At 53.6% G+C, this 24,764-nt stretch carries 24 protein-coding genes; 5 read left to right on the plus strand and 19 right to left on the minus strand.

Features of this window, described 5'->3' with window-relative positions; all coding sequences use genetic code 11:
• The 12 genes from JW953_07905 to JW953_07960 all read right to left on the minus strand — a co-directional run.
• The coding region (locus JW953_07905) for an ABC transporter permease (protein ID MBN1992617.1) at nucleotides 1-1,086 on the minus strand (1,086 nt) is incomplete at its 3' end.
• 91 nt (nucleotides 1,087-1,177) lie between these two features.
• On the minus strand, nucleotides 1,178-2,323 hold the full coding sequence (locus tag JW953_07910) for an ABC transporter permease (GenBank protein ID MBN1992618.1): 1,146 nt from the start codon (nucleotides 2,321-2,323) through the stop codon (nucleotides 1,178-1,180).
• A 3-nt stretch (nucleotides 2,324-2,326) separates the two neighbouring features.
• The gene (locus JW953_07915) at nucleotides 2,327-3,277 is read right to left on the minus strand and encodes an STAS/SEC14 domain-containing protein (protein ID MBN1992619.1); all 951 of its coding nucleotides are present in this window, start codon (nucleotides 3,275-3,277) and stop codon (nucleotides 2,327-2,329) included.
• A 173-nt stretch (nucleotides 3,278-3,450) separates the two neighbouring features.
• The gene (locus JW953_07920) at nucleotides 3,451-3,744 is read right to left on the minus strand and encodes a hypothetical protein (protein ID MBN1992620.1); all 294 of its coding nucleotides are present in this window, start codon (nucleotides 3,742-3,744) and stop codon (nucleotides 3,451-3,453) included.
• Nucleotides 3,745-3,757: 13 nt separating this feature from the next.
• Nucleotides 3,758-5,113, minus strand: coding sequence for a hypothetical protein (locus JW953_07925; protein ID MBN1992621.1), 1,356 nt, complete (start codon nucleotides 5,111-5,113; stop codon nucleotides 3,758-3,760).
• Between the two features lie 515 nt (nucleotides 5,114-5,628).
• Entirely contained in the window at nucleotides 5,629-6,042 is a 414-nt protein-coding gene (locus JW953_07930) for an STAS domain-containing protein (GenBank protein ID MBN1992622.1), read from the minus strand.
• The gene (locus tag JW953_07935; protein MBN1992623.1) at nucleotides 6,039-6,425 is read right to left on the minus strand and encodes an ATP-binding protein; all 387 of its coding nucleotides are present in this window, start codon (nucleotides 6,423-6,425) and stop codon (nucleotides 6,039-6,041) included. The genes JW953_07930 and JW953_07935 overlap by 4 nt, the downstream gene beginning before the upstream one ends.
• A gap of 178 nt (nucleotides 6,426-6,603) precedes the next feature.
• A complete protein-coding gene (locus tag JW953_07940; GenBank protein MBN1992624.1) occupies nucleotides 6,604-7,641 on the minus strand; it encodes an endonuclease/exonuclease/phosphatase family protein in 1,038 nt (345 codons plus the stop codon).
• 119 nt (nucleotides 7,642-7,760) lie between these two features.
• Nucleotides 7,761-8,765, minus strand: a complete 1,005-nt coding sequence (locus tag JW953_07945; protein ID MBN1992625.1) for an endonuclease/exonuclease/phosphatase family protein — start codon at nucleotides 8,763-8,765, stop codon at nucleotides 7,761-7,763.
• 33 nt (nucleotides 8,766-8,798) lie between these two features.
• Nucleotides 8,799-9,068, minus strand: coding sequence for a hypothetical protein (locus JW953_07950; GenBank protein MBN1992626.1), 270 nt, complete (start codon nucleotides 9,066-9,068; stop codon nucleotides 8,799-8,801).
• 170 nt (nucleotides 9,069-9,238) lie between these two features.
• Nucleotides 9,239-10,171, minus strand: coding sequence for a hypothetical protein (locus tag JW953_07955; protein MBN1992627.1), 933 nt, complete (start codon nucleotides 10,169-10,171; stop codon nucleotides 9,239-9,241).
• 93 nt (nucleotides 10,172-10,264) lie between these two features.
• Nucleotides 10,265-10,594: a helix-turn-helix transcriptional regulator gene (locus JW953_07960; protein ID MBN1992628.1), complete on the minus strand. Its 330-nt coding sequence runs from the start codon at nucleotides 10,592-10,594 to the stop codon at nucleotides 10,265-10,267.
• Nucleotides 10,595-10,989: 395 nt separating this feature from the next.
• On the opposite strand from JW953_07960, the gene JW953_07965 reads away from it, so the two are divergent.
• From JW953_07965 to JW953_07980, 4 genes are all read left to right on the plus strand, one after another.
• A complete protein-coding gene (locus JW953_07965) occupies nucleotides 10,990-12,003 on the plus strand; it encodes a class E sortase (GenBank protein MBN1992629.1) in 1,014 nt (337 codons plus the stop codon).
• 53 nt (nucleotides 12,004-12,056) lie between these two features.
• Nucleotides 12,057-12,314: a hypothetical protein gene (locus JW953_07970; protein MBN1992630.1), complete on the plus strand. Its 258-nt coding sequence runs from the start codon at nucleotides 12,057-12,059 to the stop codon at nucleotides 12,312-12,314.
• 312 nt (nucleotides 12,315-12,626) lie between these two features.
• On the plus strand, nucleotides 12,627-14,378 hold the full coding sequence (locus JW953_07975) for a GAF domain-containing protein (GenBank protein ID MBN1992631.1): 1,752 nt from the start codon (nucleotides 12,627-12,629) through the stop codon (nucleotides 14,376-14,378).
• Between the two features lie 36 nt (nucleotides 14,379-14,414).
• Complete coding sequence (locus JW953_07980) at nucleotides 14,415-15,491, plus strand: peptidoglycan DD-metalloendopeptidase family protein (GenBank protein MBN1992632.1); 1,077 nt, start codon at nucleotides 14,415-14,417, stop codon at nucleotides 15,489-15,491.
• Nucleotides 15,492-15,524: 33 nt separating this feature from the next.
• Here the strand turns inward: JW953_07980 and JW953_07985 are convergent, their stop codons facing one another.
• From JW953_07985 to pheA, 7 genes are all read right to left on the minus strand, one after another.
• A complete protein-coding gene (locus tag JW953_07985; protein ID MBN1992633.1) occupies nucleotides 15,525-16,268 on the minus strand; it encodes a metallophosphoesterase family protein in 744 nt (247 codons plus the stop codon).
• 13 nt (nucleotides 16,269-16,281) lie between these two features.
• A complete protein-coding gene (locus JW953_07990) occupies nucleotides 16,282-17,799 on the minus strand; it encodes a HAMP domain-containing protein (GenBank protein MBN1992634.1) in 1,518 nt (505 codons plus the stop codon).
• Between the two features lie 227 nt (nucleotides 17,800-18,026).
• A complete protein-coding gene (locus tag JW953_07995; GenBank protein ID MBN1992635.1) occupies nucleotides 18,027-18,707 on the minus strand; it encodes a response regulator transcription factor in 681 nt (226 codons plus the stop codon).
• A 229-nt stretch (nucleotides 18,708-18,936) separates the two neighbouring features.
• Nucleotides 18,937-19,767, minus strand: a complete 831-nt coding sequence (locus tag JW953_08000) for a methyltransferase domain-containing protein (GenBank protein ID MBN1992636.1) — start codon at nucleotides 19,765-19,767, stop codon at nucleotides 18,937-18,939.
• 142 nt (nucleotides 19,768-19,909) lie between these two features.
• Nucleotides 19,910-20,437, minus strand: a complete 528-nt coding sequence (locus JW953_08005; protein ID MBN1992637.1) for a MarR family transcriptional regulator — start codon at nucleotides 20,435-20,437, stop codon at nucleotides 19,910-19,912.
• 73 nt (nucleotides 20,438-20,510) lie between these two features.
• Nucleotides 20,511-21,527 carry a 3-deoxy-7-phosphoheptulonate synthase gene (gene aroF, locus JW953_08010; GenBank protein ID MBN1992638.1) on the minus strand — a complete coding sequence of 339 codons (1,017 nt, stop codon included), beginning with the start codon at nucleotides 21,525-21,527 and terminating at the stop codon, nucleotides 20,511-20,513.
• Entirely contained in the window at nucleotides 21,524-22,405 is an 882-nt protein-coding gene (gene pheA / locus JW953_08015) for a prephenate dehydratase (protein MBN1992639.1), read from the minus strand. The genes aroF and pheA overlap by 4 nt, the downstream gene beginning before the upstream one ends.
• An 867-nt stretch (nucleotides 22,406-23,272) precedes the next feature.
• Between pheA and JW953_08020 the strand changes: the two genes are divergently transcribed.
• The coding region (locus tag JW953_08020; GenBank protein ID MBN1992640.1) for a hypothetical protein at nucleotides 23,273-24,764 on the plus strand (1,492 nt) is incomplete at its 3' end.

Genomic DNA, 24,764 nt, shown 5'->3' on the forward strand with positions numbered 1-24,764 from the left:
CACCACCAGGCCGATAATGGTCCCGGCCAGCAGGTGCGGCCACCAGGCGGTCAGCCCGACGCCTTTTAACAAAATGCTGCGAAAAATGATCATATAGTGATAGATGGGGAAGATGTGGGCCAACTGCTGTAAAATATCGGGCATATTTTCCACGGGCACACCGTAGCCGGAGAAAAAGAATTCAATCATCACCCAGGTAAAGGCCAGCAGCAGGGCTTGCATCTGGTTTTTGGCGTAGGCCGAAATCATCAGGCCAATGTTCAATTCAACCAGCAAAAAGAAGAAGGAAACGCCGAGCAACAGGGTCCAAGAGCCGCGCATAGGAATGCCAAAAAACAGCATCGCCACAGCCAGCATTAGCAGGTAGGCAACAAAGCCCATCAACACCGCCGGCACCGATTTGGCAATAATTAATTCCAATTGCCGGAGCGGGGTGACGGTAAGTTGTTCCAGCGTGCCCAATTCGCGCTCGCGGGCAATGCCAATGGCGGCGATCATCACGGTGATGGCAAACAGGATCAGCCCCAACTCCGAGGGCACGGTGTAGATTGATTTTTTCATTTCCTCGTTGTAACGCACCCGCAAACGCGGCTCCACCAACGACAGGGCCTCATCGTGCCCGCCGTTCCACTGCACGGCTAATTTTTGGTTCATGGCGCTCACTACGCCTTCTGCGGACCTGAGCGCCTCACTGGCCGCAATCGGGTCGGAGCCGTCTAAAATAAAGGCCAATTCCGGCGACGAGTCCAGGGGGGATGTGAGTCGCTGGCTGTAATTGGCCGGAATAATCAACGCGGCGACAGCCTCGCCGGATTCGATGTAAGGCGTGGCTTGTGAGGGGTCGTCGAGATAATGCTCAAACTGGAATGTTTCGGTGTTGTGGAACGCCACCAGCAAGTCGCGGCTTGCTTCGCTGCGACTCTCATCCACGACCACCGTGGGCAAGTTGGTGATAGGCGCCGAAGTAGACCACGCCACCAGCGACATTTCTGCCAACGGGCCAAATATCACCATTAGCACCAACGCTTTAGCGCGTATCATTTGGATCAGTTCTTTAACAATAAGGACGCCAAGTCTATAAAACATTTTTTGCACTCCATACAAGGTCGCAGGGTAGCAGAGTTGCAAGGTAGCAACTTGTTTCTCTGTTACTTTGCTACCCTGTTACCCTGAATCCTTACCTGAGTTTTTTCTTAAAGAAGAGCACGGCCAAAGCGGTCATCATTAAGAAAATAACCGTCAACATGACGGTTGGGAACCACAAAGAATCCAAGCCTTGCCCTTTGACCATTAATCCGCGGGTAATAGCCACAAACTGGGTGGAGGGCAGCCATTGCGCTTCTTCCTTAACAATGTCGGGAAAACTGGAAATCGGATAAAAGATGCCGGATAGAAAAAAGCCGGGGAACATAAAAATCAGCAAGGCCACAATGGATGAGGCGGCCTGGTTGGAAATAAAGGTTGCCAAAAAGATACCCATTGCATAGGCCGCCAGCAGAAAATCCGCCGACAATACCAGAAAGAGCAGAAACGATCCCTGAAACGGCACCCCAAACAGTTTGACCGCCACAATGGCACAGATGACCACACTGATGAGGCCAGTGAAAACATACGGCAGGAGTTTGCCGACTAAAAGCTCGCTGCGGCGCAGGGGCGTGGCAAAAACGCTCTCCAGGGTGCTGTATTCCTTTTCTCGCACCAGGGCATTCATCACCACCATGGCCGGCAGGCTCATTACCAGGGCGATCATGGCCGGCACAATGCCGTGCGTGTTTTTAAGATCGGGGTTGTACCAGGTGCGGATGCGCAGGTCTATGCCCGGGGGTGTTGGCAAATAACTGATCAGGCCGGGGTTTGATCGTTCAATAGATTTTACGGCAACCTGGGCGCCAAATACCCGGGCCCGGCTGAGAACGTGGTTGATCACGTGATTGGCCGTAGAGGGGTCGGTGCCGTCAACAATAACCTGCACCTCTGCCGGCTGGCCGGCGGCCAATTGGCCAGCAAAATTAGGAGGAATGACCACCAAAGCCTTGGTCTGGCTCCGGTCAAAGTATCGTTCGGCTTCGGTATAGCTGGCGGCCAGTTTGTTTACCACAATATCGTTGCTGTTAACCAAGGTATCCAAAAATTCGCGGGAAAAGGCCGACCGGCTTTTGTCCATGACCATAATGGGGGTTTCTCGAATATCGGCAATGAGAGCATACGACATAATGATCATTAAAAGCACCGGCGCCAGCAGCAACAAAATGAGCGTGCTGGGATCGCGCAAAATATGGCGGCTTTCTTTGCTCAGCACCGCCCATGTTTTATACAGCGACATCACTTACTCCTTACTCGTCAATCCGGCCAGCATCACGTCTACGGCCGCTCTGGCCGACCCGCGCATATCCACTTTGTCCCCCAGCAGGGTGTAGTACAAAAACAGGGCGTCAAGCATGCCAAACATCGCCAGCGACAGATTGCGCGGATTCTCCACCGGCTGGAATTCGCCGTTGGCAACACCTTCGTTGATGATTTCTTCCAATTTGGTTTCATAATCGTCAATAATACTGCCGAAAATTTGTTGGAGTTGTTCATCCTTCGGTGTTTGTGCCCAGAAATCAAGAAAGATGTTGACAAACGGAACCATTTGTTCGCTGCCGGCCAGCGTTACTTCAACCATTGACCGAATTTTGTCGGCGGCGGACATATCGTCGGTCCAGACGAGATCAATTTGCTGGTCTATTTGCAGTATAAACCACTCCGCCAGCGCAATGAATAACTCTTTTTTGCTCTTAAAGTGCCAGTACAGCGCGCCTTTGCTCAACCCGCTTTGGGCAACAATATCGTCCATCGTGGTTTGATGAAAACCATTTTCGGAGAAACATATCAGGGCCGACTGCAAGATTTGGGTGCGGGTGACAGGTTTATAATCGGCCACAATCCACGCTTTAGCTTCGTCAAATTGCTCATTGCTGAAAATCCTGACCTCGCCGGGGGTCATAACGCCAAATATCTTAAACGATTGGGCAATCCATTCCGTATCGGTCACCACGGCTATTTTTTCAAAATGAGACAAATTCTTGAGGCCCACTCTGGCATCGTCCCACATTGCTTTAGCATCGAAACCGGAGAAGGTTGGGGTTAATTGGACAAACATTCTAATTTTATCGTATGTTTTTAACTTTTCCTCAATGGCCGGAATAATAACCTGCTCATAATCATCACCGGTTATTTTCCCTGTGCCTTTAACGGCGACTACGTTGTCTGCAACGTCAGGTATTAATTCAATCATACTTGCGTCTCCTTGGGGGCGGTATACTACGATTGAAAAATAGACCGACCAGTCGGTCTTTAATATATCATATTTTGGAGCAGGAGTCAAGATTTTTTTGGAAAATGAGTCGCCAAAAAAAGAGGGCCATGCAGGAATGTCCTACATGGCCCATAAAATACATCTGTTTACGCTCAATTACGTAGAATAAGAGGTAGATAAACAGAGGAGGAACTGCTGCCCGGAGCACTTTGCACCGGGTTATTGCTACCACTTTTCAGGCTGAAGCCGCCGCCGGTCAGCGGCGTTGTTCCTGCTTCGGGTTGACCGGTATTCCCAGCCAGGCTGAAGCCGCCGCCGCTCAACGTGCCGGCGCTGCTCACAGCCCGACCCGTTTGGGTAAAACTCTGGGCCAGGGCAGGGGCATGGGTTGCCAACAAAACCAGACCCAAAAGGAGCATCAATTTGACTAATCGGTTGATATGCATCGTGGCCATTCTCCTATTGCAAGATGACCAACATCTGGATCACCCCAGTCCCTTCGTCCAAACCAGCCAGGGCTTTGCCGATAACGGTTCCTTGCGGCGGCTCATCGCCGGCGTTCATCGCATGGCCGGGGATATTGGCCGCAACCAACATATCGCCGGGCTGAATCGGGCCATTCTCGGCGCTGGCTTTGACCGGCACAACGCCCACAACGGCCAGCGGGACTTGCCCCTTCATCTCTGTGTCGGCTTGAAAACCACCCACAAAACCCGGTTCGGTGGAGTAGACTCCCATCACCGTGGGTTGATAAGCCTCGGTGCTGCGGGTCAACTTGCCGTCTGGACCAATGACCAGCACATCCGCCGGCTCCAGTCTGTCAACAGCAGGCAACATCTCGGCGAAGTCAGCGGCAGGGGTACTGTAGCCGACATCGGAGAAGACGCCGCCGGCATTATCAACCCGGAATCTGACATTGACTGGAGACATATCCCAGGCCTCGATCAAGGTCCCTGCGCCTTCGACCCGCAGGGCAACCCCGGTGCCGCTATTGTAAGCCCACACCCCATATTTGGTGCTAGAATTGGCTTGACCCAACACGCCCGTTGCGCCGTTGCCACCCTGTCCCCACACGGCGTAGCCGTTGGTGCCGTTGTTCTGCCCTTTCACCCCGGTGCCGGTGGCGCTGGAGCTAATCGCCAGGCCGTAAACTCCTGTCGCATTACTGTCAGTTGATTGCGTTACCCCGCGAACTCCAGAATTGCTGCCCGTGGTACTGGTGGCTTCACCAAACACGCCTCGCCCGCCGGAGGAACTGCTGGTGCCATAAACACCGGCCGGGTTAGCCCCACCGGTTGCGCTGCCCAAAACAGCCTTTGAATTGGAACCGCTGGTTGTAACTTCCAACACGGTATCAGTCCCCACAATTTTTGCCCCAGGTCGCAGGCTTAACGCATAAGGTACGGCGTGCAATTCCTGGCGGGGGCTTAAGGTTGTTGCTCCCCCCCCGCAGTTTACCGTGATTTCCAGGTAACGGGCATCGCCGGTAAAGGCAGTATCGCCAAAATCTAACACCACGGCAAAAGCGCCATTGGTTACGACTGTGCCGTTGGCATTGACAGTTGAAGCAATTTGGGTGCCGCCGCTGACGGCATCAAACAAGCCAAAGGTGAAGTCACAGGTGTCTGTAACCGGCCCGCCGCCATCGGACAATTGGCCTTGATAAACAAAGGCAGTTGAAACAACCGCTTGAATACCAAGGTCTCCAGAGGGGTCTTGGGCGGCCACCGGCGCTGAGAAATTCACCCCCAACAGCCCCAAGAAGACTAAGGCACCCCCAAATAGGGCGAGTTTGAACAAAGTTTTGTGCTGCATCGGTTTTACTCCTTAATATTTGTTAGAATCTTTGAAAATTGAAAAACACTCTAATTTTGAACTTACGGATAATAATGAGATACACCGCTATCTATACCACAAACCACCTCCTTTCAAGGCGAGGTGCTCCCAAGAAATATGCTTTGCCCGTGCGGTAGTCTCAGATGCCGCCCAGGTTCCCCCTGGTGATAGATCTTCCTGGGGAACTTCGCCAAGTCCTTTCAAAAGTCAATGGTAACAGAATAACGTATGGCCATGTTAGGAATGTCTGACCCGAGATCATCGGGATAAAATGAGCATCCCTGAGACAAACGGTATCCTGGCCGGAGCTGGCTCCGGATTTGGCTTTTGTAAAGGATATTTTGTTTGCGTTAAGCTAGGATGATAGTTCGACCGCAAATGGGTCTTGGATGAATCCCCCCGGATACATCACATCGAACGGAGATACTATACCAGATATAGTCCCATTCGTCAAGGGGGTATTTTATTAAATTATTTGGGGATTAGTGTTTCAGTTAGAATGAGGCAATCGCCGTCTCCCGATTGGTGTGGACGGCAAAGAACTGCCCTTTTAAGCCGGTCATGGTCAAGGTCCGGTCTACGGCCGGTTGGGGGCTGAGCAATTTGACATGCTGTTGCACCCCGGCCCCTCGGTCACGATCAATGGCATGAAAGGCATCCCAACCATACTCCGGGTCTGGTGGTTCCTCGCCGCGCATTAACAGGGCAATGCTATGCAGGGCCATGACCCCGGAACTGGCCATAAAGGACATGTCGCTCATATCAATCAGGAGATTCCTTGTGCCTGTGCTGTAAAGCTCCTTTGCTTTGGCAATCACGTCCAGGTAATTGGAGCCATCCAATTCTCCGTGCAATCCCATAATTGTGACCGGTACTTTTCCTGCGGTTTGTTCGATGGTTATGTTCATTTGTCTTCTCCTCTTATTATATGTTTTATTAGAGTTAATTCATTACCGCCTTGGGGCGTACCCCGATGGATGACCTTGTCCATCAGTTGCCTGATCATATAAATCCCCATTCCCCCAATAGGTCGTTTTTCCAGGGGCAGGGATAGGTCTGGTGGAGGGACGGTGAGCGGATCGAAGGGAGGGGCCTGATCGCGAAGACGCACAAGCAAAACGTCTGCCTCTCGCTTAACCTCGATCTCAATCATGCCGGTCTGATCTTGATAGCCATGGACAATAATGTTGGTGATGGCTTCGTTTGCCGCCAGCACAACATCGGCGGTCACGCTTGAGCTAACATCCAGGGCGGTAGCCGTTTCCTGAATAAAATCACGGGCTATAGCCAACTGGTTCAATGCTGCTGGAATTTGAAGGATGGACTGTACCTCCTTTAACGAGATTTTATGGATTATAGCAAATTACGGGGAAATTATCAATGGGAATGGAAGAGAATACTCCCAAAATATCAAAGTTGCGGTGAGGTTGGCCGTGGCGCTTAGCGAGGAGAGCCTCGGTGGTTGATTTTCATGGGCTGTCCCTAAAACGTAACGTAGCCACCACCGGTCGGTGATCCGAGCCGTACCCCTTGGAAATGACGTGAGTTTCTTGCGGCGCAAAATGCTCGCTAACAAAAATGTGATCAATCCGGACGACGGGGCTGACCATCTTAAAAGGCTGCGCATACCAGGGCATCCAGGCTAATACATCCGGTTCGGGGAAAGTGAAGCCAAAACCCCGGCCGACAACGCGGTGCACATCGGTCAGACGGGTGGCCACCAGGCGATAATTTTCGGCCTGGTCCGTGGTGTTGAAATCGCCCAGGACGATGAGGGGCCTGTTTTCTCTTTCAATTTCTTGGATTAGCGCGATTAGGGCCTGGTGTTGCCGTTCCCAACCATCCTGTCGTACTGCCGGAACAGGGTGAACATTCCAGACCACCACGTGACCGCCGGGCGTGTCAACAACGGCGGGTAGACCGCACCAGACTTCTGTCGGCCCGGATGGCGCGGCCAGAGGATAACGACTGAGCAAGGCTTTGCTAAATCCCGGCGAGTCAGCCACGACATAGTCAGGATATTCTGCAGCCAATTGGGGCAGCAGTAAAAGAGCCAACTCGTCGGTTAACTCTTGGATGGCAATGAGGTCTGGTTTTTCGACGTGAATCAGGTCGGCAATGCTCTGCGCGTTGCGGTTGGCGTAATGCACGTTAAAGGTCATCACTCGTAATTCATTGGTCGTATTTTCGGCTTTCACTTGAGCTAGCCGGGGTGTCAGTAAAGGCCCATAGGATGCGCCAAAAATCAGGAGCAGCAGCCCTATGGCCCCCATCAACCGGCGTCGTTGGCCCAGCCAGGCGATAACGAACGCGGGCAGGAGGGCCATAAAAAACCAGGGCGCAAAATAGCTACCCAGTCTGATTGCCAACCAGCGGTCTCCTGGATAATGGCGCAGCACCTGCCAGGCCAGTAAGGCGACAACAAAGATTTGGCTGGCGGCGATGCTTAATCGTCCCCCAAAACGGATGAAAGCGGGTAAACGCGAGCGCAATCGGGTTAAGGGCATGGCTATCTCCTTTAGGGTTTGAGGAGTTGTTTTTAGCCCAGTATATCATCATCCATTCGCCCCTGTTGGACAAACGATAGACTGAATTCTGACCAAAATTTGACCGTTTGGAGAGGAGTTTAATCTTGGATCCAGAATAACTCTGTGACCACCGGTAAATGGTCGGAACCTCCCGAAGTAGGCAGGGTGCTGGCCTGCCGGGCAAAGAAGTGATGGCTGTAAAAAATGTGGTCAATGCGCACCAGGGGAGGAAGGGCGACCCTGCCTCTAAACCGGCGGGTATGGGCCGGGTAGGAAAAACCAAAACCCCAGCCCGCTTCCCAGTGGGCGTTTTGCAAATGTTGGCTGATCAGCCGGTATGTTTCGGCCTGGTCGGTGGTGTTGAAGACGCCGCCCAGGATCAGCGGGCCGTCCATAGCCGCGATCTCGTCAACCAGGCCGGAGATTTCGCGGTATTGTTGCGACCACCTGAACGGTGCATGCGGATGCGCATTCCATACGGCAATTGGGCCGGCGGGCGTGTCGGCTATCACTTTTTGAGTACGCCCGTTTTGGTAGGATGCCCTTCTTGGGGTCAGGGGATAGCGGCTGGCGATGGCCTGGCCGATGGCGGGTTCATAGATAAAATGTAATTCACTGCCCCGATAGAGATCGGTTAAGGCCTGGTTCAAGGCGAGGGCATCGGATCGTTTAACTTCCTGCAAAAGCAAAATATCGGGTTGTTCTTGTCGAATCAAGGCCGCAGCGGAAGAGATGTCTCGGTTTCTGGCCCATACATTGTAGCTCATCACCTTCAAGGGAGTGCTGGCAGCCAGGACGGTGGGAGGTCGCGGCAAAAAAAGCGGGGCAAAAGTCAGCCCGATCAGCAGCGTAGGAATAGCCAAAAGCATCATCAAACGATAGCGGCGGGCCACTCCGGCGACGACCAGGGCAGGGATCAACCCAACCAGCAACCAGGGCATCAGATAATTGGCCAGGCGCACCGGCAGCAGGCGGTCGCCGGGCCACCACCGCAGGGCGTACCACAGCAGTAAGCCCAGCCCAAAGAGCCACAGCCCGCCCCAAAAAAGAGTCACCGGGATGCGCCATAATTTTTTAAGCAGTGAAAGTAATAGATTTAACATCGGTTATGTATCTCCTTCAAAAGCAGAATAGGGTTAGTGCTGTTCTGGCAGGTAAATATTCAAAAGCTCTGCCAGCGCAGACAGGGAATAGGTACAGGTTTCGGGAACGTATTTTTTTAGCAAATTCATTTTATGGATCAATTGCTCGGTGCTGATAGAGCCAAAATTGCCCGTCGCATTGACCAGTTCCAAAAAGGGCGTGACCGCATTGGCTTGAGGAATGTTATTGATGGCAAAGAGTACCGTGGCTTCAACGTGGCGCTTGTCAATTTTTTGCCCCAGCGTGATGTTTGGACTGTGCATCACTCATCCTCCTGAAAATATAGACCTGAACGATTAATGGTTGCTGAATTTCTATGATCTATATGCTCATGTACGTCAATCCTGTGATGAAGGTTACTTGATTCGTCATAGATAGATTATCTAGGTATAGCTCTAAAAATATTCCTGACCATCCGGCCAGGATAATTGGGTCAAGCCGGTAGGCCCGATTGAGTTTGGTTACGCTGTAACCAGCGGGCCACCAACCAAACCAAGAGAGGATAAAGGGTCAGGCCAATCGTGAGCAACCCCAAGGGTAATTTATGGAGCAAAACGATTTTTGTGGTGAGGGTAGTGATAAAATAGGCCGGTAAACTTTTCCCCACTAGGATCATGAGCATCACCCCGCCTATGTAAATCAACTGGGTCCCAATGAGTCCGGCCAACAAATAGATACCACGCCGGCTTGGTCGGGCGGCGCGCAGACTGGCGGCTAAAACAAGAATCCACAGAATAGAAAAGGCCGTCTCCAGCCAGACGATGTTACCCGGATAGATGTTGCCCGGTCCCCAACCGGTAGTGACAAGCTGCTGCCGGCCAATGAGGGTTTTGAAGGCCAGGTAGGTGGTAAAGGGCAGGGTCATCAAGGTGGCATGCTGCCAGCTCTCAACCGCCAGGATGGTGACCAGGAGCGGAAAGCTGACAAAAAAGACCCAGTGCGTGCCCGGCAAAACCAGCAAGGCCAAAAAAAGCCAGCCCAGCCAGGCATACCACCAGGTTGGCCAGCTTTGTCGCCAGGCCACTACCGCTCCCAGGCCAAAGATGACCAGAAATATACTTACCGGAATATATTGTCCCACAAAGTAACGGCCCAAACCGCTGATACCCAAAATGGGCAAGGCGGCCAGGAGAATATCGGGCCAATCAACCACGCCGGCAGCCTGCCGCCACGCATTGCCTATTTTGCGCGGCAGACCAAAGGCCTGGATCGCTTTGGTTTCTGCTTCTGGGCGAGTCAGACCTCGTCGCTGCCACTCCTGGGTGAGTTCTTCCAGATGAGTGCGGATTTCAGCCTCGGCTTCAGCCCGCAGGTGCTGCGGAAGAGTTTTGCGAAAATCTTTCAAATATTGTTGGATGGCTGACATTAGCCTCTATTCCTCCCCCGATCATGATTATTGCCTGCCGCAGGCGGCCCTTTTTTAACGAATTTATGGATGGGTATGGTTGACTCCTGTGGTCTAGGCCAGACCCTCCAATAGCTTCAATAAGTGGTGGGAAAAGTCGCTCCACTGCCTGGCCGACTTTTCCAGTTCAACTCGCCCCTTGTCTGTAATGTAGTAATATTTGCGCGACGGGCCGTCTTCAACCACTTCCCATGTGCTTTCTACCAGGCCATCTTTTTCCAGCCGATGGAGGGCCGGGTAAAGCGTGCCCTGTTCCAGGTCAAAATAACCTTCGCTGCGGGTTTGCAACTCTTTGACAATTTGGTAGCCATACATGGGGCGTTCGGCCAGCAGGCGCAGCAACATCACGGTGGTGCTGCCGGTACGCATGTCAAGTTTGCTCATATTTTGCCTGGCCTCCTTTCTCCTCCTCTTTCTTTGTACCTAGACATTCTACTATAATTAACGGAGTCTGTCAAGAGGGGCGTTACCTATCCAGGTCTTCTGACCAACGACCAATGACCAACGACGAAGGATCAAATTCGTTATTGTTTGTTGGTCATTCGTCGTTGGTCGTTCGTCTTCCATATTTGACAAACAAACCGGGAATAACTACTATATATAGTAGTTTGTTTTTGTAAATCCTCTATATGTAGTAGGGTATTGGGCCGGCCAGTCAAAAATCAAGCTGAGGCTTTGAGGCCGGAGACAGCGTTGAGTCAAAATGAGGGCTTGACAAACAGCCGGTCAGACTCTACAATAACATGACATAATATTTTGTATCGAAAAATGGGTGGCGGATGTTTGGTAAACGCAAGCTAGAAGATTTGAGCGTTGAGGAACTGGAAAAGACGTTGCTGATTAAAAAACGGCAGGTCCGTTTAGAGCGCTTTCAACGTCTATCCCAGGCGGGTTGCTCGGCGAACCAGGCGTTGGTAGGACAAGACCCAACGCCGCCAACTTTATCCGCAACCCCATCTACCCCCCAGAAAAGTACGCCCGTGGCCGTAACTGGTTTCCAAGCAGCGGTGGTGCAGCCTTTGCCGGGCCACAAAGAGAAGCCAAGAATCCTTAATAGAGAAGCGCGATCAGAACGTTCCCGTTCCAAAAAAATTACGGATACACTATTGCTGACCCTGGAGGTTACGGCCGTGCTTGGCCTGGTGGTGGTACTGGTCATATCTTATTTCAACCTCAGAGAATTGAACGACGAGGTGTCCATTGCCCAGCAGAATGGAGCGGCTGCCGAGGCCGCGCCCACCCCAACCGCTTCGCCGCCTGTCTCGTTGACTCAATTGCCCGGCGGTCACTCCCCGCCCACTTCACCCGGCGGGGCCGCGCCGGATGTGCCGCTGCATTTGCAGCAGTGGGTGCAGCCGTCGCTTGGACCGGCGTCGGCAGTAGCCCTAGCCGTGGAACAGAAGCCAAATCCGCCCACCCGGATTGTCATCCCTAAAATCAATGTGGATGCGCCAATTGTGGCCAATATTACCTGGGAAGATTTAAAAAAGGGAGTGGGCCATTTGCCGGGCAGCGCCAATCCGGGCGAACGCGGCAACCTGTACCTGGCGGCGCACAACGATATTTTTGGCGAGATATTCCGGCATCTGGACCGGCTTGAACCCGGCGATGAATACTTTATTTACAGCGGCGAGCAAAAGTTTCGGTATGTGGCTACAGAAAAGCGCATCATTGAGCCTACCGACGTGGAAGTGATGTGGCCGACCACCAACCCTGTTGCCACCCTGCAAACCTGCTATCCTTACCTCATAGATACCCACCGCCTGGTTGTGATTGGTGAATTAGCTGAATAACCGGCCGGGTGGTATAATCTTCACTCTTAAACCCTATAAAGGAGAATTTGCCAATGGCCAAACGCTCACGTCGCACCCGACTGCAACAGGCTGAAAAACGAAAACAAGTTGTTCCTCCGGCTGTTGAACCTGCCCCTGGTCAGGCTATAACTGACGCGACCACTCCCGGTATGGGTGTGGGCCAATCAACGCAGCGCAAAATTGTAGATTTTGTCCAGGAATACGCCTACGTTTATAAAGAGATGCGGAATATTGTTTTGATCGCCCTTTTGATGTTTGTGGTGCTGATTGGATTGTCGTTTGTAATTTAGCAGCGACGATCTATGTTTGAAGGCCCTAAAGGTGCATGAACCAGTGGTTCGCCTGAAATCTTTAGGGCTTGTTTTTTACTCCTTACTGGCCCCGGTCTGCTTCCTCCTGTTACAACTTCATCTGGTGGGGGTCTGTCCGATATTTTAGGAGGACTGGGGGATGTGGGGGGTATCCCCCCAAATTCCCCCCTGTGCTTTCCTAAATTCTGGACGCACCCATCTGGTGGTTGTTCGTTGTAAAAAACTCTTTTTTGACTAAAATAAATCTCTAAAAGGCGAATCTTGAAGAGATTCTTTTGTGGTGAAGGTAAAGTGCAAAAAAAGGATTCCTGGGATGAGTCAAACTTAATAAAAACCCTGGCTGCCTTGAATGAGATTGAAACAAGCATCAATCGATTAGGCATGGGCAACGACCTGACCGTTACGCTGCGTTTGATTGTGCAAAATGCGGTGCGGGTGGTAACCGCGGGCGCCGACGATAACCAGGCCCAGCCTAACGCCTCGGCGGTAATTTGGGTTTATGACCAGGCTCACCAGGGGTCTGATTTTGACCTGCGGGTAGCGGCGGGCGAACCGCCGGGCGCTTCCCCCGACGATGCGCCGCGGCCAGAGGGACTAGGTGGGCGAGCTATTCGGCGTCGTCGCCGGGTGTTGTCTTATGAAGAGCGTGATCTATCCATCCACCCCGCCAAGCGGCAAGCTGGCGCTCAATCTCTGGTGTGTTATCCGCTGCTTGTCGGCGATGAGGTAATGGGCCTGCTTTATGTTTATCGTTGCGATAAACGTTGTTTTAATGAAACGGAACTGCTTATCCTGGATAATTTTGTCAACCTGGCTACCATGGCCATTTATCATGGCCGGCAAGTGGGGGGGATGGCCCGCGCCCTGGAACGCAAAGTAAAAGAACTGGAAAAGTTACGTTGGGCTTCGCAGTTGATTAGCAGCCGGACCAACCTGCCCGAAACGTTTCAGGAAATTTTAAATATTGGCCTGGATATTACCGCCGCCCAATACGGTAGTTTTAGATTGTATGACAAAGAAAAGGATTTGTTACTCATTGCGGCGCTGGCCGGACGCAAAGAGGGGCTGGCCGATGTATCGCCCTTGCCCGTTAACGAGCGTAGTGTGATGGGTTGGGTAGCCACCAAAAAGCAATCGCTCTTGATCCCGGATTTGCAAGACTCGCCCTGGAAAGCCATTTACCACCCCCTGCCTGCCGACCGGCAGATGCATGCCGAATTGGCCGTGCCCCTCATTGGCGCCGGCGAGGCCCTTGAGGGCGTGCTGAATATCGAAAGTCCCCGGCCCAATGCCTTCACCGAGGACGACCAGCATCTCTTGGAAGCTCTGGCTACTCAGGTAGTGGTGGCTTTACAAGAGATGCGTTTGTTGGACGCCATGCAGGAAATTGCCGAGGTTCTCCTGACCGCCAATGAGGAAGAATTATTAAAATTGATTCTCGACCGGGCCTGTGACTTGATTAACACCTCGGTTGGCTCAATCTGGACCACGTCTGATCCCAGAACCCTGGTGTTGCACCAATCCACTCAGGGCGAGCGACGGGCCAAACGCCTGCCGCTCAACGATAGTTTTACTGGCCAGGCTATCCGGCTTCATCGCCCCATTACCGTTGACGATGTGCGCGTTCATCCTGATTTTAAGCACCAAGAGTTGGCTGTTGAACAGGGCTGGGTCTCGGCCATTGTGGTGCCCATGTTAATGCCCGGCGAACCTGAACACGCACTGGGAAGTTTTAGCCTTTACACCTCTCAGCGCCGGGATTTTTCTGATTGGGATAAAAAGCTGTTGACCTGCCTGGCCAATCACGCCGCCATTGCCATTCAAAACGCCAAAGGCGTAGCCCAGTTAAAACAAGCCTACAATTTAAGTGAACGCGAGCGCGAGGTGTTGACCCTGTTGATCCAGGGCCAAACCAACAAAGAGATTGCCGACACTTTAATCGTCAGCGTCAACACGGTTAAAAAGCACGTGCAGAGTATTTTTGCCAAACTTGAGGTGGATAGCCGGGCGGCGGCTGTGGCCAAGGCATTGGGCCAGGAGTAATTTTGGTGGTATAATTACTGGCCCAAGGAAGGAGTTGTGCGTTTGGATTTGTATATTGGCCCGCGCCGCCAACGGCGCGGGCGTGGGATATTACTGGTTTTTGCCGTTTTAATGCTCATTGGCCTGATAGCCTGGCAGCAAGGCTGGTTGCCTGAAGCAGTCACGGCCAGGCTGGAGCAACAGGCCGGGCCGGAGACCCTGTTGCCGGCTGCCGCGCCATTGCCGCCAGAATCAGCCTTGACCACGCCTGATACCGTCCGGTCCCAGCCGGTGATGAATTTGCCTTCTATTGCCCCAACCGCTACGCCCCAAACCCAGGCCTATACGGCTGATCTCTACCAAGAGGCCGCCGTGGATGACGAAATCCCCTGGCCCAACGTTGGCGGACGGGCCAAAATAGTCACCTATACCGTGCAAGAAGGGGATACGCTGTGGAGTATTGCCGCTCAATTTGAACTGGACGTTGATACCCTGCGCTGGTCTAACCCGGATTTGGAACGCAATCCCGATGTGGTTCCGCTGGGCGCGGAACTACTCATTTTGCCGGTGCAGGGTGTTTATCACCGGGTAGCCGCCGGCGACACGGTTGAGGACATTGCCGCCCGTTACGGCGTGTCTAAAGAGGATATTACCCATTATCCCCCCAATGCTCTTTATGCTCCCTATGAGTTAGAATCCGGCCAGGGGGTCATTGTCCCTTATGGCCGGAAAGAACTGGATATACCCAAACCGTCGCTGTCGCCTGACTCGCCCCTGGCCTGGCCCCTGGTTGGCCCCATCACCCAGGGATTTCATGCAGACCACCTGGCCATTGACTTGGGCGGTCCCTACGGCACAACGGTTTACGCTGCAGACGATGGCGAAGTGATTTATGCCCGTTGGGCCGAAACGGGCTACGGTTACACCCTCATTATAGACCATGGTGAGGGGTTAGAGACCTGGTATAGCCATCTCAAGGGCACTTTCCTCCAATCTGGCTTTGTTGCCCGCGGCGACCCCATTGGCGAAGTGGGCAGCACCGGCCGCTCAACCGGTCCGCATGTTCATTTTGAAGTTCGGGTCAAAGGCGAGCGGGTCAATCCCCTTGATTATTTATCGGACAGCCCCCAATAAATTCCCGCGCCAACCTCAAACCATTTATCATCATCAAAGATTCTGCCGGGCCAACACCTCATCCAAATTCCGCCCCTGTCGGAGCATTTCCCCAAATACGGCGGGAAGACCACAGTAACGAATTGCCTCAACCGCTTTATCCACATCGTAGGCCAACCGATAATGCCGTACCTGCAAAGAATCCGGCTCAAGTTGTAAAATGGCGTAGGTAGCCCGCGGGTCGCCATCGTCAGGCCGGCCCACGCTGCCGGTGTTGATGAACCATACCTTATCCACCCGGCGCACACAAGGCCGGTGTGAGTGGCCGCAGATAATAACTTCAGCCTGGGCCATTTGCGCCAATTCGTGCAGGCGGGCTTCCGGGGTAGCGGCGGTGATGGCTTCGTTATTGGAGGCGGGGCTGCCGTGGGTCAACAGAACGGGCCAACCGGCTACGGTCAGCCGTATTTCTTGGGGCAACGAGCGAAGATAGGCCCGGTGTTCTTTGCTGAGATTTTGATATGCCCACTTGAAGGCCAGATATTTTTCGGGGCGTTTGGTGTGCCGCCACTTATCTTTTTTCTGTTTAAATTTGAGTACTTTGAGGTCGTAGTTGCCCACAATGCTAACCGCGTGTTCCTGCCGGAGCCGTTGGATTACTTGGTTGGGAAAGGCATTATAGCCAACCCAGTCGCCAATATTCCAGATGGCCTCGCTGCCCTGTTGGTGGGCGTGGTTTAGCACGGTTTCCAGGGCGGGTAGATTGGCATGAACGTCTCCAATAAGGGCGATTTTCATAGGGCTGACCGTTTTATCGAGCAGGCAGGCTAAAGCTCACCACTGTGCCTTGCTCCTCCTCACTTTCCACCCTTAATTGACCCCCATGCGCCTCCACCAGCGAGCGAGCAATGGCCAGACCCAGACCGCTGCCGCCTTCGGCGCGAGAGCGGGCTTTGTCGGCGCGGTAGAATCGCTCGCCAAGGCGGGCCAGGTCTACGGCGGCAATGCCGATGCCGTTGTCTTGCACCTGCACCAGAACTGATTGATTTTGTTGACCTTTCACCTTGACCGTCACCTGCCCGCCGGGGCGGGAGTATTTGATGGCGTTGTCCAGGAGATTGACCAAGACTTGTTCAATCCGGTCCGGGTCAAGCTCTATGGCCGGGCAGCCGGGCGTGGCTTTTACTTGCAGTGTCAAGGCCCGCGTTTCAGCCTGAAAGTTTAGGCGGTCCACCACCCCCTGCACCAATTCGACCATGCCGGTTGGCCTTTTTTGTAGATTCAGGGTTTCCGAATCCACCCGCGACAGCAGCAGTAAATCTTTGACCAGCCGGATGAGCCGGTCGGTTTGGTTCTCGGCCGTTTCCAAAAAGGAATCGCGCACCTCGGGATCATCCACTGCGCCGCCGCACAGCGTTTCCAGGTATCCTTTGATGGAGGTCAAGGGTGTGCGTAATTCGTGAGACACGTTGGCCACTATGTCAATTTGCATCTGGCGGGCGGCCTTCAGCCGGGTGGTCATTTCATTGAAAGTTTGACTGAGCCGTCCCAACTCATCGCGGGATTTCACCGGCACTTGTTGGTCAAGCTGACCCTGGGCCACCGCTCCGGCTGCTTCGGTCAACCGGCGCAGGGGGTTGGCGATGGCTTGGGACAACAGCAATCCTCCCAGGCCCGACAGCACCAGGGCAATGCCGGTGGCCAGCAGCCAGCGGAGGCGTAGGTCGCGCAGCACCGCCGTCACGTCGCTCAGGGTCTGGCTCAGATACACCACTCCCACCAGCTTGCCCTCGACCAGCACCGGCATAGCTAGATGCATAGCGGCTGCTTGTCTCAGCCCGGCCGGGTCGGTGCGGCTGGCGTACTGCCCGGCCAGGGCTTGTTCCACCAGCGGGTCGGCCTGCATATTTTCACCCTGCCTGGCCAGTTGGGAGTCAACCAGCACCACCCCCTGGGTATCCAAAAGCCGAATGTGAGTGTCGAGCAGGGTGCTGAGTTCAAGGGAAGCATCGGTCAGATCGTTCATATCCAAAGGGAGATCGCCCAGAGGCGGGGCCACGTTCTGGGTTTGCAGGGCCAGGTTTCCCACCCGCTGTTGTTGGATAGCATTGTAGGCGGGCGCTTGCGCCTCAACCGGCGGCCCCCCGAGGCCGGCGCCGGGGATAAGGGCCTGGGCCGTAATCCGGGCCTGGGCGATGAGACTATCTTCCATGGCTTGCATAAAATAGCGCTCCAGAAAGGAGAGCAGCAAAAAACCCGACAGCCCCATTGCCAGAACGATCACCAGGAGGTGACTGAGGGTTAGCCGGACGCGAATACTGGAAAACATGGTCTTGCCATCAGGCTTAGGGCGATGAGGAAGGTCAAACTCGGCGCAATAATCTGGCCGGGTACCGGCAAAATCTTTTTTGTTGGTTTCATTTGACTAACCCTACCATTAATTGCCTGTAGCAGTTCATTGTTCTTTCCTCATCCTTTCACTAATTTTGGTAGCCTATTGGAATAGAGGGCTATCAGGAAACCCGGCAGACTTTCTCAAGACTCAGGATAATTTTGCTATGCCGATAATTTATATCCCATTCCCCGGACCGTGACGATTATTTCGGTATCAGGGGTGGCTTCACGTAGTCGTGCTCGTAGCCGTTTGATGGCGGCGTCTACGGCCCGCAGATCGCCATAATAATTGTAGCCCCAAACTTGCTCCAGCAATTGCTCCCGGCTCAAGACCTGGCCGGGATGCAGGGCCAGGGTGTGCAACAGGCGTAACTCCAGAGTGGTCAGATTTAGGGCAACATTGTGCCAATGGGCTTCACCGCGAGACAGGTCTACGGTCAAGTTACCCACTCGAATCACATTGGGCGCTGGGGCCGGCGGATTGGCCCGGCGTAACACGTTTTTGACTCGCGCCATCAACTCGCGCACGCTGAAGGGCTTGACCACGTAATCGTCGGCGCCCAATTCCAGGCCCACCACCCGGTCTACTTCGTCGTCGCGGGCGGTGAGCATAATGATGGGTACGTCCCGCTCCTGGCGCAGAGCGCGGCACACGTCCAAGCCGTCCAGCTTGGGCAGCATCAGATCCAAAATGATCAAATCAGGCTGTTCCTGCCGGGCCTGCCGTAAAGCCTCCTCGCCGTCCCAAGCAATGAGTACTTCGTAGTTGGCCCGTTTGAGATTGTAGGCCAGCATGTTCACAATGGGGGGTTCGTCGTCAACGATCAAAATGCGGGCAGACATGATTGTTTGTCGGTAACATCCAGCGGAACTCGTTAGGGCACAGTGGCATTTTGCCTGTGCCGCAGTATTAACAGCTTAACAGAAACTACAGGTTACGTCAAGCAGTTTTGAGGCAGATGTGTGACAGAGGAATGACAGAAAAGGCACAGTAAATCGGGGTAATGACCAACGACGAATGACCAACGACGAACAACCAAATGACTGTTACCTACTGGTCGTTCGTTGTTGGTCATTCGTCGCTGCTCTTGTCGTTTCTCGGGTTACGCCCGGCCACCCATAAATGGACCAGTCCTCGCCAACGCTCGTGGTGATGAATATTGAGGGCGGCTGTGGCCAGATGTTGGCGCCAGGTATCGGCGGAAAAGAAGCTGAACGAGCCAGGGCCAAAAGCCAGGAAATTGGCCAGGTCCAGACTGTGTTCGGCCAGCAGCAGGCGACCTTCGGGTTTGAGGATGCGGGCGAATTCGGCAAAGATAGCGTTACGGTCGGCAGAGTCACGTATTTCGTGTAGACAAAAATTGCAATAAACAACATCAGCCCAGTTATGAGGGAGGGGGAGACGGTTAGCCTGGCTGGGGCGGTGATAGATACGGTGTGTGGTTTCCAGGGGCGGTTCCATTTCCCTGGCCCGGCGCAGGGCGGCTTCGGTCATTTTTTGAGGGTGATAAATGTCAATCAAAAAATAATGGCCCCCCCTAAAGCGGGAGAGCAACCCCCGCGTGCCGCGCAGTTTGCCGCAGGTAACGTCAATAACCACATTGGCCTGTTCCAGGTGGCCCAACTCGGCCAGGCGATCGTATTCGCGTTTATCGCCCCAATCATACACTACATAAGTAGCGGCCAGAACATTGCCGATAACGGCCAGCGCTCCCAGGCCGCATATCAGGCAGAGCCAACTCCACCATGAAGAGAGCAAAAAACTGATGGCCAACATGACCACGCCAAAAAAAAATATGCTGGCAAAAACCGGCCAATTGTAAAGCAGGGTTGACATAGTGCCCGAATAATGCCGATTGTCCAATAGAGCCGGAAAAAATCCGGTTTGTGACTTTACCGTCATCCGCATGCTCCTTTATACAATCATCAATATTCCCGCAATCCATATCCAACGACGGCCAATATTTCCTTTTTTCATGGGTGTCTCCTGTTCATGGTTCATATCTTTCAGAAAAAGTTGAAAAATATGAACAAAAAAAGAGTAACTATGAGATTGATCGCTTTAGGCCCAAGGCTTTGCCTAAAAGTTTGATGATGCTTTGCGGGTTTTGCCCTTCCAATTTTTCAAAAACCTCAACGCCTGTTTCAAAAAAGTCAAGCAGATTTTTAAGTTGTGCTCTTTCGTATTGGCCGTCTGAATCTGGTAATTGGTTCAAGTCGGCCACGCTGTCGCTTAGAACCTTGATGGTGGGATCAACCTCTCGTTTTTTGCGCTCGCGGGCAATGATGCGGAACATTTTCCAAACGTCTTTTTCGGTGATGTAAAACTCGCGGCGCTCGCCCTTTATGTGTACCCGGCTGACAATGCCCCAGGCAATAAGTTCCCGCAGGGCCATGCTCACATTCCCCCGGCTGATTTGTAGTTCCTCCATAATAGCGTTGGCCGAAAGCGGCTCCGGCGAGATGTAGAGCAGGGCATGAATTTGGGCCATAGTGCGGTTGATGCCCCATAGTGAACCCATCTCACCCCAATGCAAAATAAATTTTTCTCTGACGCGGTCGAAGTCGCTCATTATCAATCTGGGGGTTTCAAAAATTCAGAACTTATTGAAAATATTGTAGCATGAAGGATAGCGTGAGTCAACCTCAAACCGTCCGGTCTACGGCCTGGGCCATTGCCTTAACCTGGGGCATAAGTTGGGCAAACTCAGGCAGGGTGAGCGATTGCGCTCCATCAGAGGCGGCATGGTCGGGGTCGGGGTGGGTTTCGATGATGAGGCCGTCGGCGCCGGCCGCCACACCGGCCAGGGTGATGGCCGTAACGTGCCGGCGCACGCCAATGGCGTGGCTGGGATCGGCAATAACGGGGAGATGGGTCAATTCTTTGAGCAGGGGAATAGCGTTGATGTCAAAGGTATTGCGGGCGTATTTGTTGTCAAAGGTGCGAATACCTCGCTCGCAGAGCATCACCCGGCTGTTGCCGTGGGCCAGGATGTACTCGGCGGCCATGAGCAAATCTTCAATGGTGGCCGACAGGCCGCGTTTGAGCAGCACCGGCTTGTGCGCCCGACCCACCGCGTTCAGCAGGTCAAAGTTTTGCATATTACGCGCCCCAATTTGTAGCACGTCGGCATAAACGGCCACCAGGGCTACTCTGGTGGGCGACATCACTTCGGTGACCACCGGTAGGCCGGTGGCCTCGCGGGCTTCGGCCAGGAGTTTGAGGCCGGCTTCGCCCATGCCCTGGAAACTATAGGGCGAGCTGCGGGGTTTATAGGCCCCGCCTCGCAAAAAGGTGGCTCCGGCCTTTTTGACGGCGTAGGCCGTTTCCAGTAATTGTTCCCGGCTTTCAACGCTGCACGGCCCGGCCATAATCGCCAGTTGTTTGCCGCCAACGGTCACGTCGCCGATGATGAAGGTAGTATCTTCCGGCTGAAAGGCGCGGCTGGCCAGTTTAAATTGTTGGGTAATAGCCATGGTATCGCGCACGCCGGGCAGTTGGCCCAGATAAAAGGGATCAACGGGTTGACCCTGACCCTGCAAGCCGATGATGGTTTCGCCGGAACCGCGCGAGAGGCGCGTTTGCCAACCTTTGGCTTCAACATGGGCCACCACGTTATCTATTTCAAACGGGGTCGCCTCGGGGTCCATAATGATAATCATCCGCTTATCCCGCCCTCTGCGCTGTCGGCAATGGTGGGGGCTTCTTTTATATCGGGGTGAGGAGTGGTGGCCTGCGGGTAGGAGCCGAGCATTTTGACAAAACCGGCCCGGCGCAGTAAGCCCAGCAGCGCCGCCTCTGCCGCCGGGTCTTGCCAGTGGCCCTCAAAATCCAGATAAAAGAGATATTGCCAGGGGCGATTCCGGCGCGGGCGGGATTCGATTTTGGTCAGGTTGATGTTGCGCTCGGCAAATTCACCCAGGCAGTGATAAAGCGAGCCGGGCAGGTGGCGGGCGCTGAAAATGAGCGACGTTTTGTTGCGTTGGGCGCGGGGCGGGTCTTCGCTGCCCAGCACAAAAAAGCGGGTGTAGTTGAAGGGGGTGTCTTCGATGGCCTCTTCCAGAACGTCCAATTTGTAGATTTTGGCCGCCAGTTTACTGGCAATCACGCCCAGGTCGGCCTGGGGATGATGGGCTAAATCACGGGCGCTGCCGGCGGTGTCAAAAGAAGTTTCTGGTTCCAGGTTGTGGCGGTTAATGAACTTTTCACACTGATTGAGCGAGGCGAGGGTAGAGCGAACCCGTTTTAGGGCCGCCAGCTTAACGCCTGGAGCGGCCATCAGGGTGTGTTGGATGTGTAAGATAACCTCGGCCCGGATGCGCAGGTCGCGTTCCATCAATAGTTCATAGGCCAGGGGAATGGAGCCGGTTAAGGCGTTTTCCACGGGCAGCATGCCCAAATCGGCTTGTCCTCTTTCCACTGCTTCAAAAATTCCGGCCAGAGATTTACGGGCGGCAGTTTTAGTGTCTGCGCCAAAAAACTGGTAGATGGCGCTTTCGGAATAAGCGCCTTTGATGCCTTGAAAGGCTACGGTTGGCATAGTGTTTTTACCTTTTTTGTTGGTGGGGCGTAATTATAGAGCAGTCTTTAATTTGCGTCAATGGAGTATATCCGGTCTGGTAGGAATAAACGGGCCGGTAGATTTTCGATTATGTTATGTATTTTTGAAACTAATCTTGTAATGTAAAAAAAGGTATGTTATAATCTTATCTAGGATTATGCCAAGTTAAGCAGTATTTCTAGCGTGGTTTGTAGGGTACAAGACGATACATTATCGGGCGGCATAATATATTATGGTGAGTTGCTTGACATTGTGGTTTTGTTAAACATTATTGGTCAAGTCTGTAGTACCCCAGTGTTATCACCAAAGCGCAAATTTTATGAGTGATTTATCAGATGTGCCGCCTGAAAATGATTCAGGTGAACCTGAAATTGAATCACCAGTTGATGGCCCATTGCCCGATTGGTTGAGGGTGGCTGCTTCGTCGAGTGGCAGCACCCTGGATGAAAACAGCGTTCCCGATTGGCTACAGAGTATTCGGGCCGGGCAGGGCAGCACACCCTCGGAAAGTGAGGAAGAAACCGTAATGGAATCAGAGGCCAGCTCTGGAGCAATGTCGGCTGACGATGGTATGTCGGATCTGGAACGACTTCTGGCTGAAGAAGGTATTGATCTAGGCTCGGTGGCTGAAGAACGTCCCTCAGAAGCGGAAGGGATGTCGGCCAGAGATTGGATGATTTCTACCTCTGATGATGAATTGGTTAGAAAGAAGCTCGATGATTCGCTCGAACCGTCGCCTGCCCCCCCCCTGCGCCAAAGCCTCAACCGCCGCCGGCGCCCGTTGAGTCCCCTCCCCCGCCTCCGCCAGCACCGGCCCCGGAGCCTCCTGCGCCGGAACCGGTTGAGATGGTTGATGATGAGGATAAAATGGTGGTGGCGGAAGACCTGCCGGATTGGTTGCAAGACCTCTCCGGCGAGCCTGCTGCCGCCGAAATACCGGCAGAAGAATCGCCGGAACCGGCCTGGACAGAAGATTTTGCCAGGGCTGAACCTATGGTTGCAGCCGATGAGGAGCAGACGACTTTAGTGGAGGAGGATTTGCCGGATTGGCTGCAAGATTTATCGGCAGATGAAACGGTTCCTTCGACCACACCACCCGTTCCAGGGCCAACCCCTGCCCCATCTTTCCCCATCTTTGAACCTGTGGATGACCAGGTGGAAGAAGAAGAGGATTTGCCGAATTGGCTGCAAGATTTTTCGGCAGATGAAGCCGTTCCTGCGACTCCAACTTCGCCTGCTTCTCCCCCAACCACTGAACCAGAACCTGTTCCGGCGGCTATGGGTGACGATGATGATGATGATAAGATGATTGTGGAAGAAGATCTGCCGGATTGGTTGCAAGGAGTAACGGAGGAAGAAGTTTCCGGCGGAGCTGTTTCGGCTGAAATTCGGGTAGAAATGGAAGCGGTAAACGAGTCGCCGGATTGGCTGCGAGAGGCAGACCGGGATGAGGCTCAACCACAGGCAGCCGGTGAGGAATTGCCCGACTGGCTGCAAAGCGCTGAAGCAAACGAGGATGAATTTGGGTTTACCGAACCCGAAGAGCCGGAAATGGCCGTAACAGCGCCGGAACCCGGTCCTGAAATGTCTGCTGAGGAAGATGAGGATTTGCCTGATTGGCTAAGGGAAGTGCAAGCAGAAGAACCTGCTGAAGCGGGTTTTCCCACCGAAGTTGAAGCGGCGGCAGCTTTTCCGGATTCCGCTGAGATTAATGAAGAAGATTTGCCCGATTGGTTAAAAGCGGCCCAGGGTGAAGAAGAAATTCCAGGTAGGTTTGATTTGGCCGCAATGGCGGGCGGCGGCCCCAGCGACGAAGAGCTTCCTGATTGGCTGCAAGAAGTTGAAATGGAAGAGGGCGAACCGTTTGAGCCTTCAGAGCCGGGTGGTGAAGAGGAAGCGATTCTGATAGAAGAAGAGTTACCCGACTGGCTCCAGGAAACGCCGAGCGAGCCGCCCGAACCTATGGCCGCCGAGCCTTCGGCCCCGCCCCCTGCTGCGCCGGTAAGCCTAGAGGAAGGTTTGGTAGACGAAGAGGGCCTGCCTGATTGGCTGCAAGAGTTTGAAGAAGAAACTGAAACCCTGGAAGTTGTTGAAACTTTGGCGCCGGAGCCGGCTGCTGAACCAATGGTAGCCGCTACGCCGGAAGTTGAAGTTGAGGAGGAAGAGTTGCCGGCCTGGCTGGTGGAGGAAACGGAGGCAGAAGAAGAGATTGTTCCGCCAATGCCTGTTGCCGAAACCCCGGCGGAGGTTGAAACCGGGGAGGAAGAGTTGCCGGCTTGGCTGGTGGAGGAAACAGAGGTAATAGAAGAAGAGATTATCCTGTCGCCTGTTGCCGAAA

The organism is Anaerolineae bacterium, assembly GCA_016931895.1.
In the GTDB taxonomy this organism is placed as follows: Bacteria; Chloroflexota; Anaerolineae; order 4572-78; family J111; genus JAFGNV01.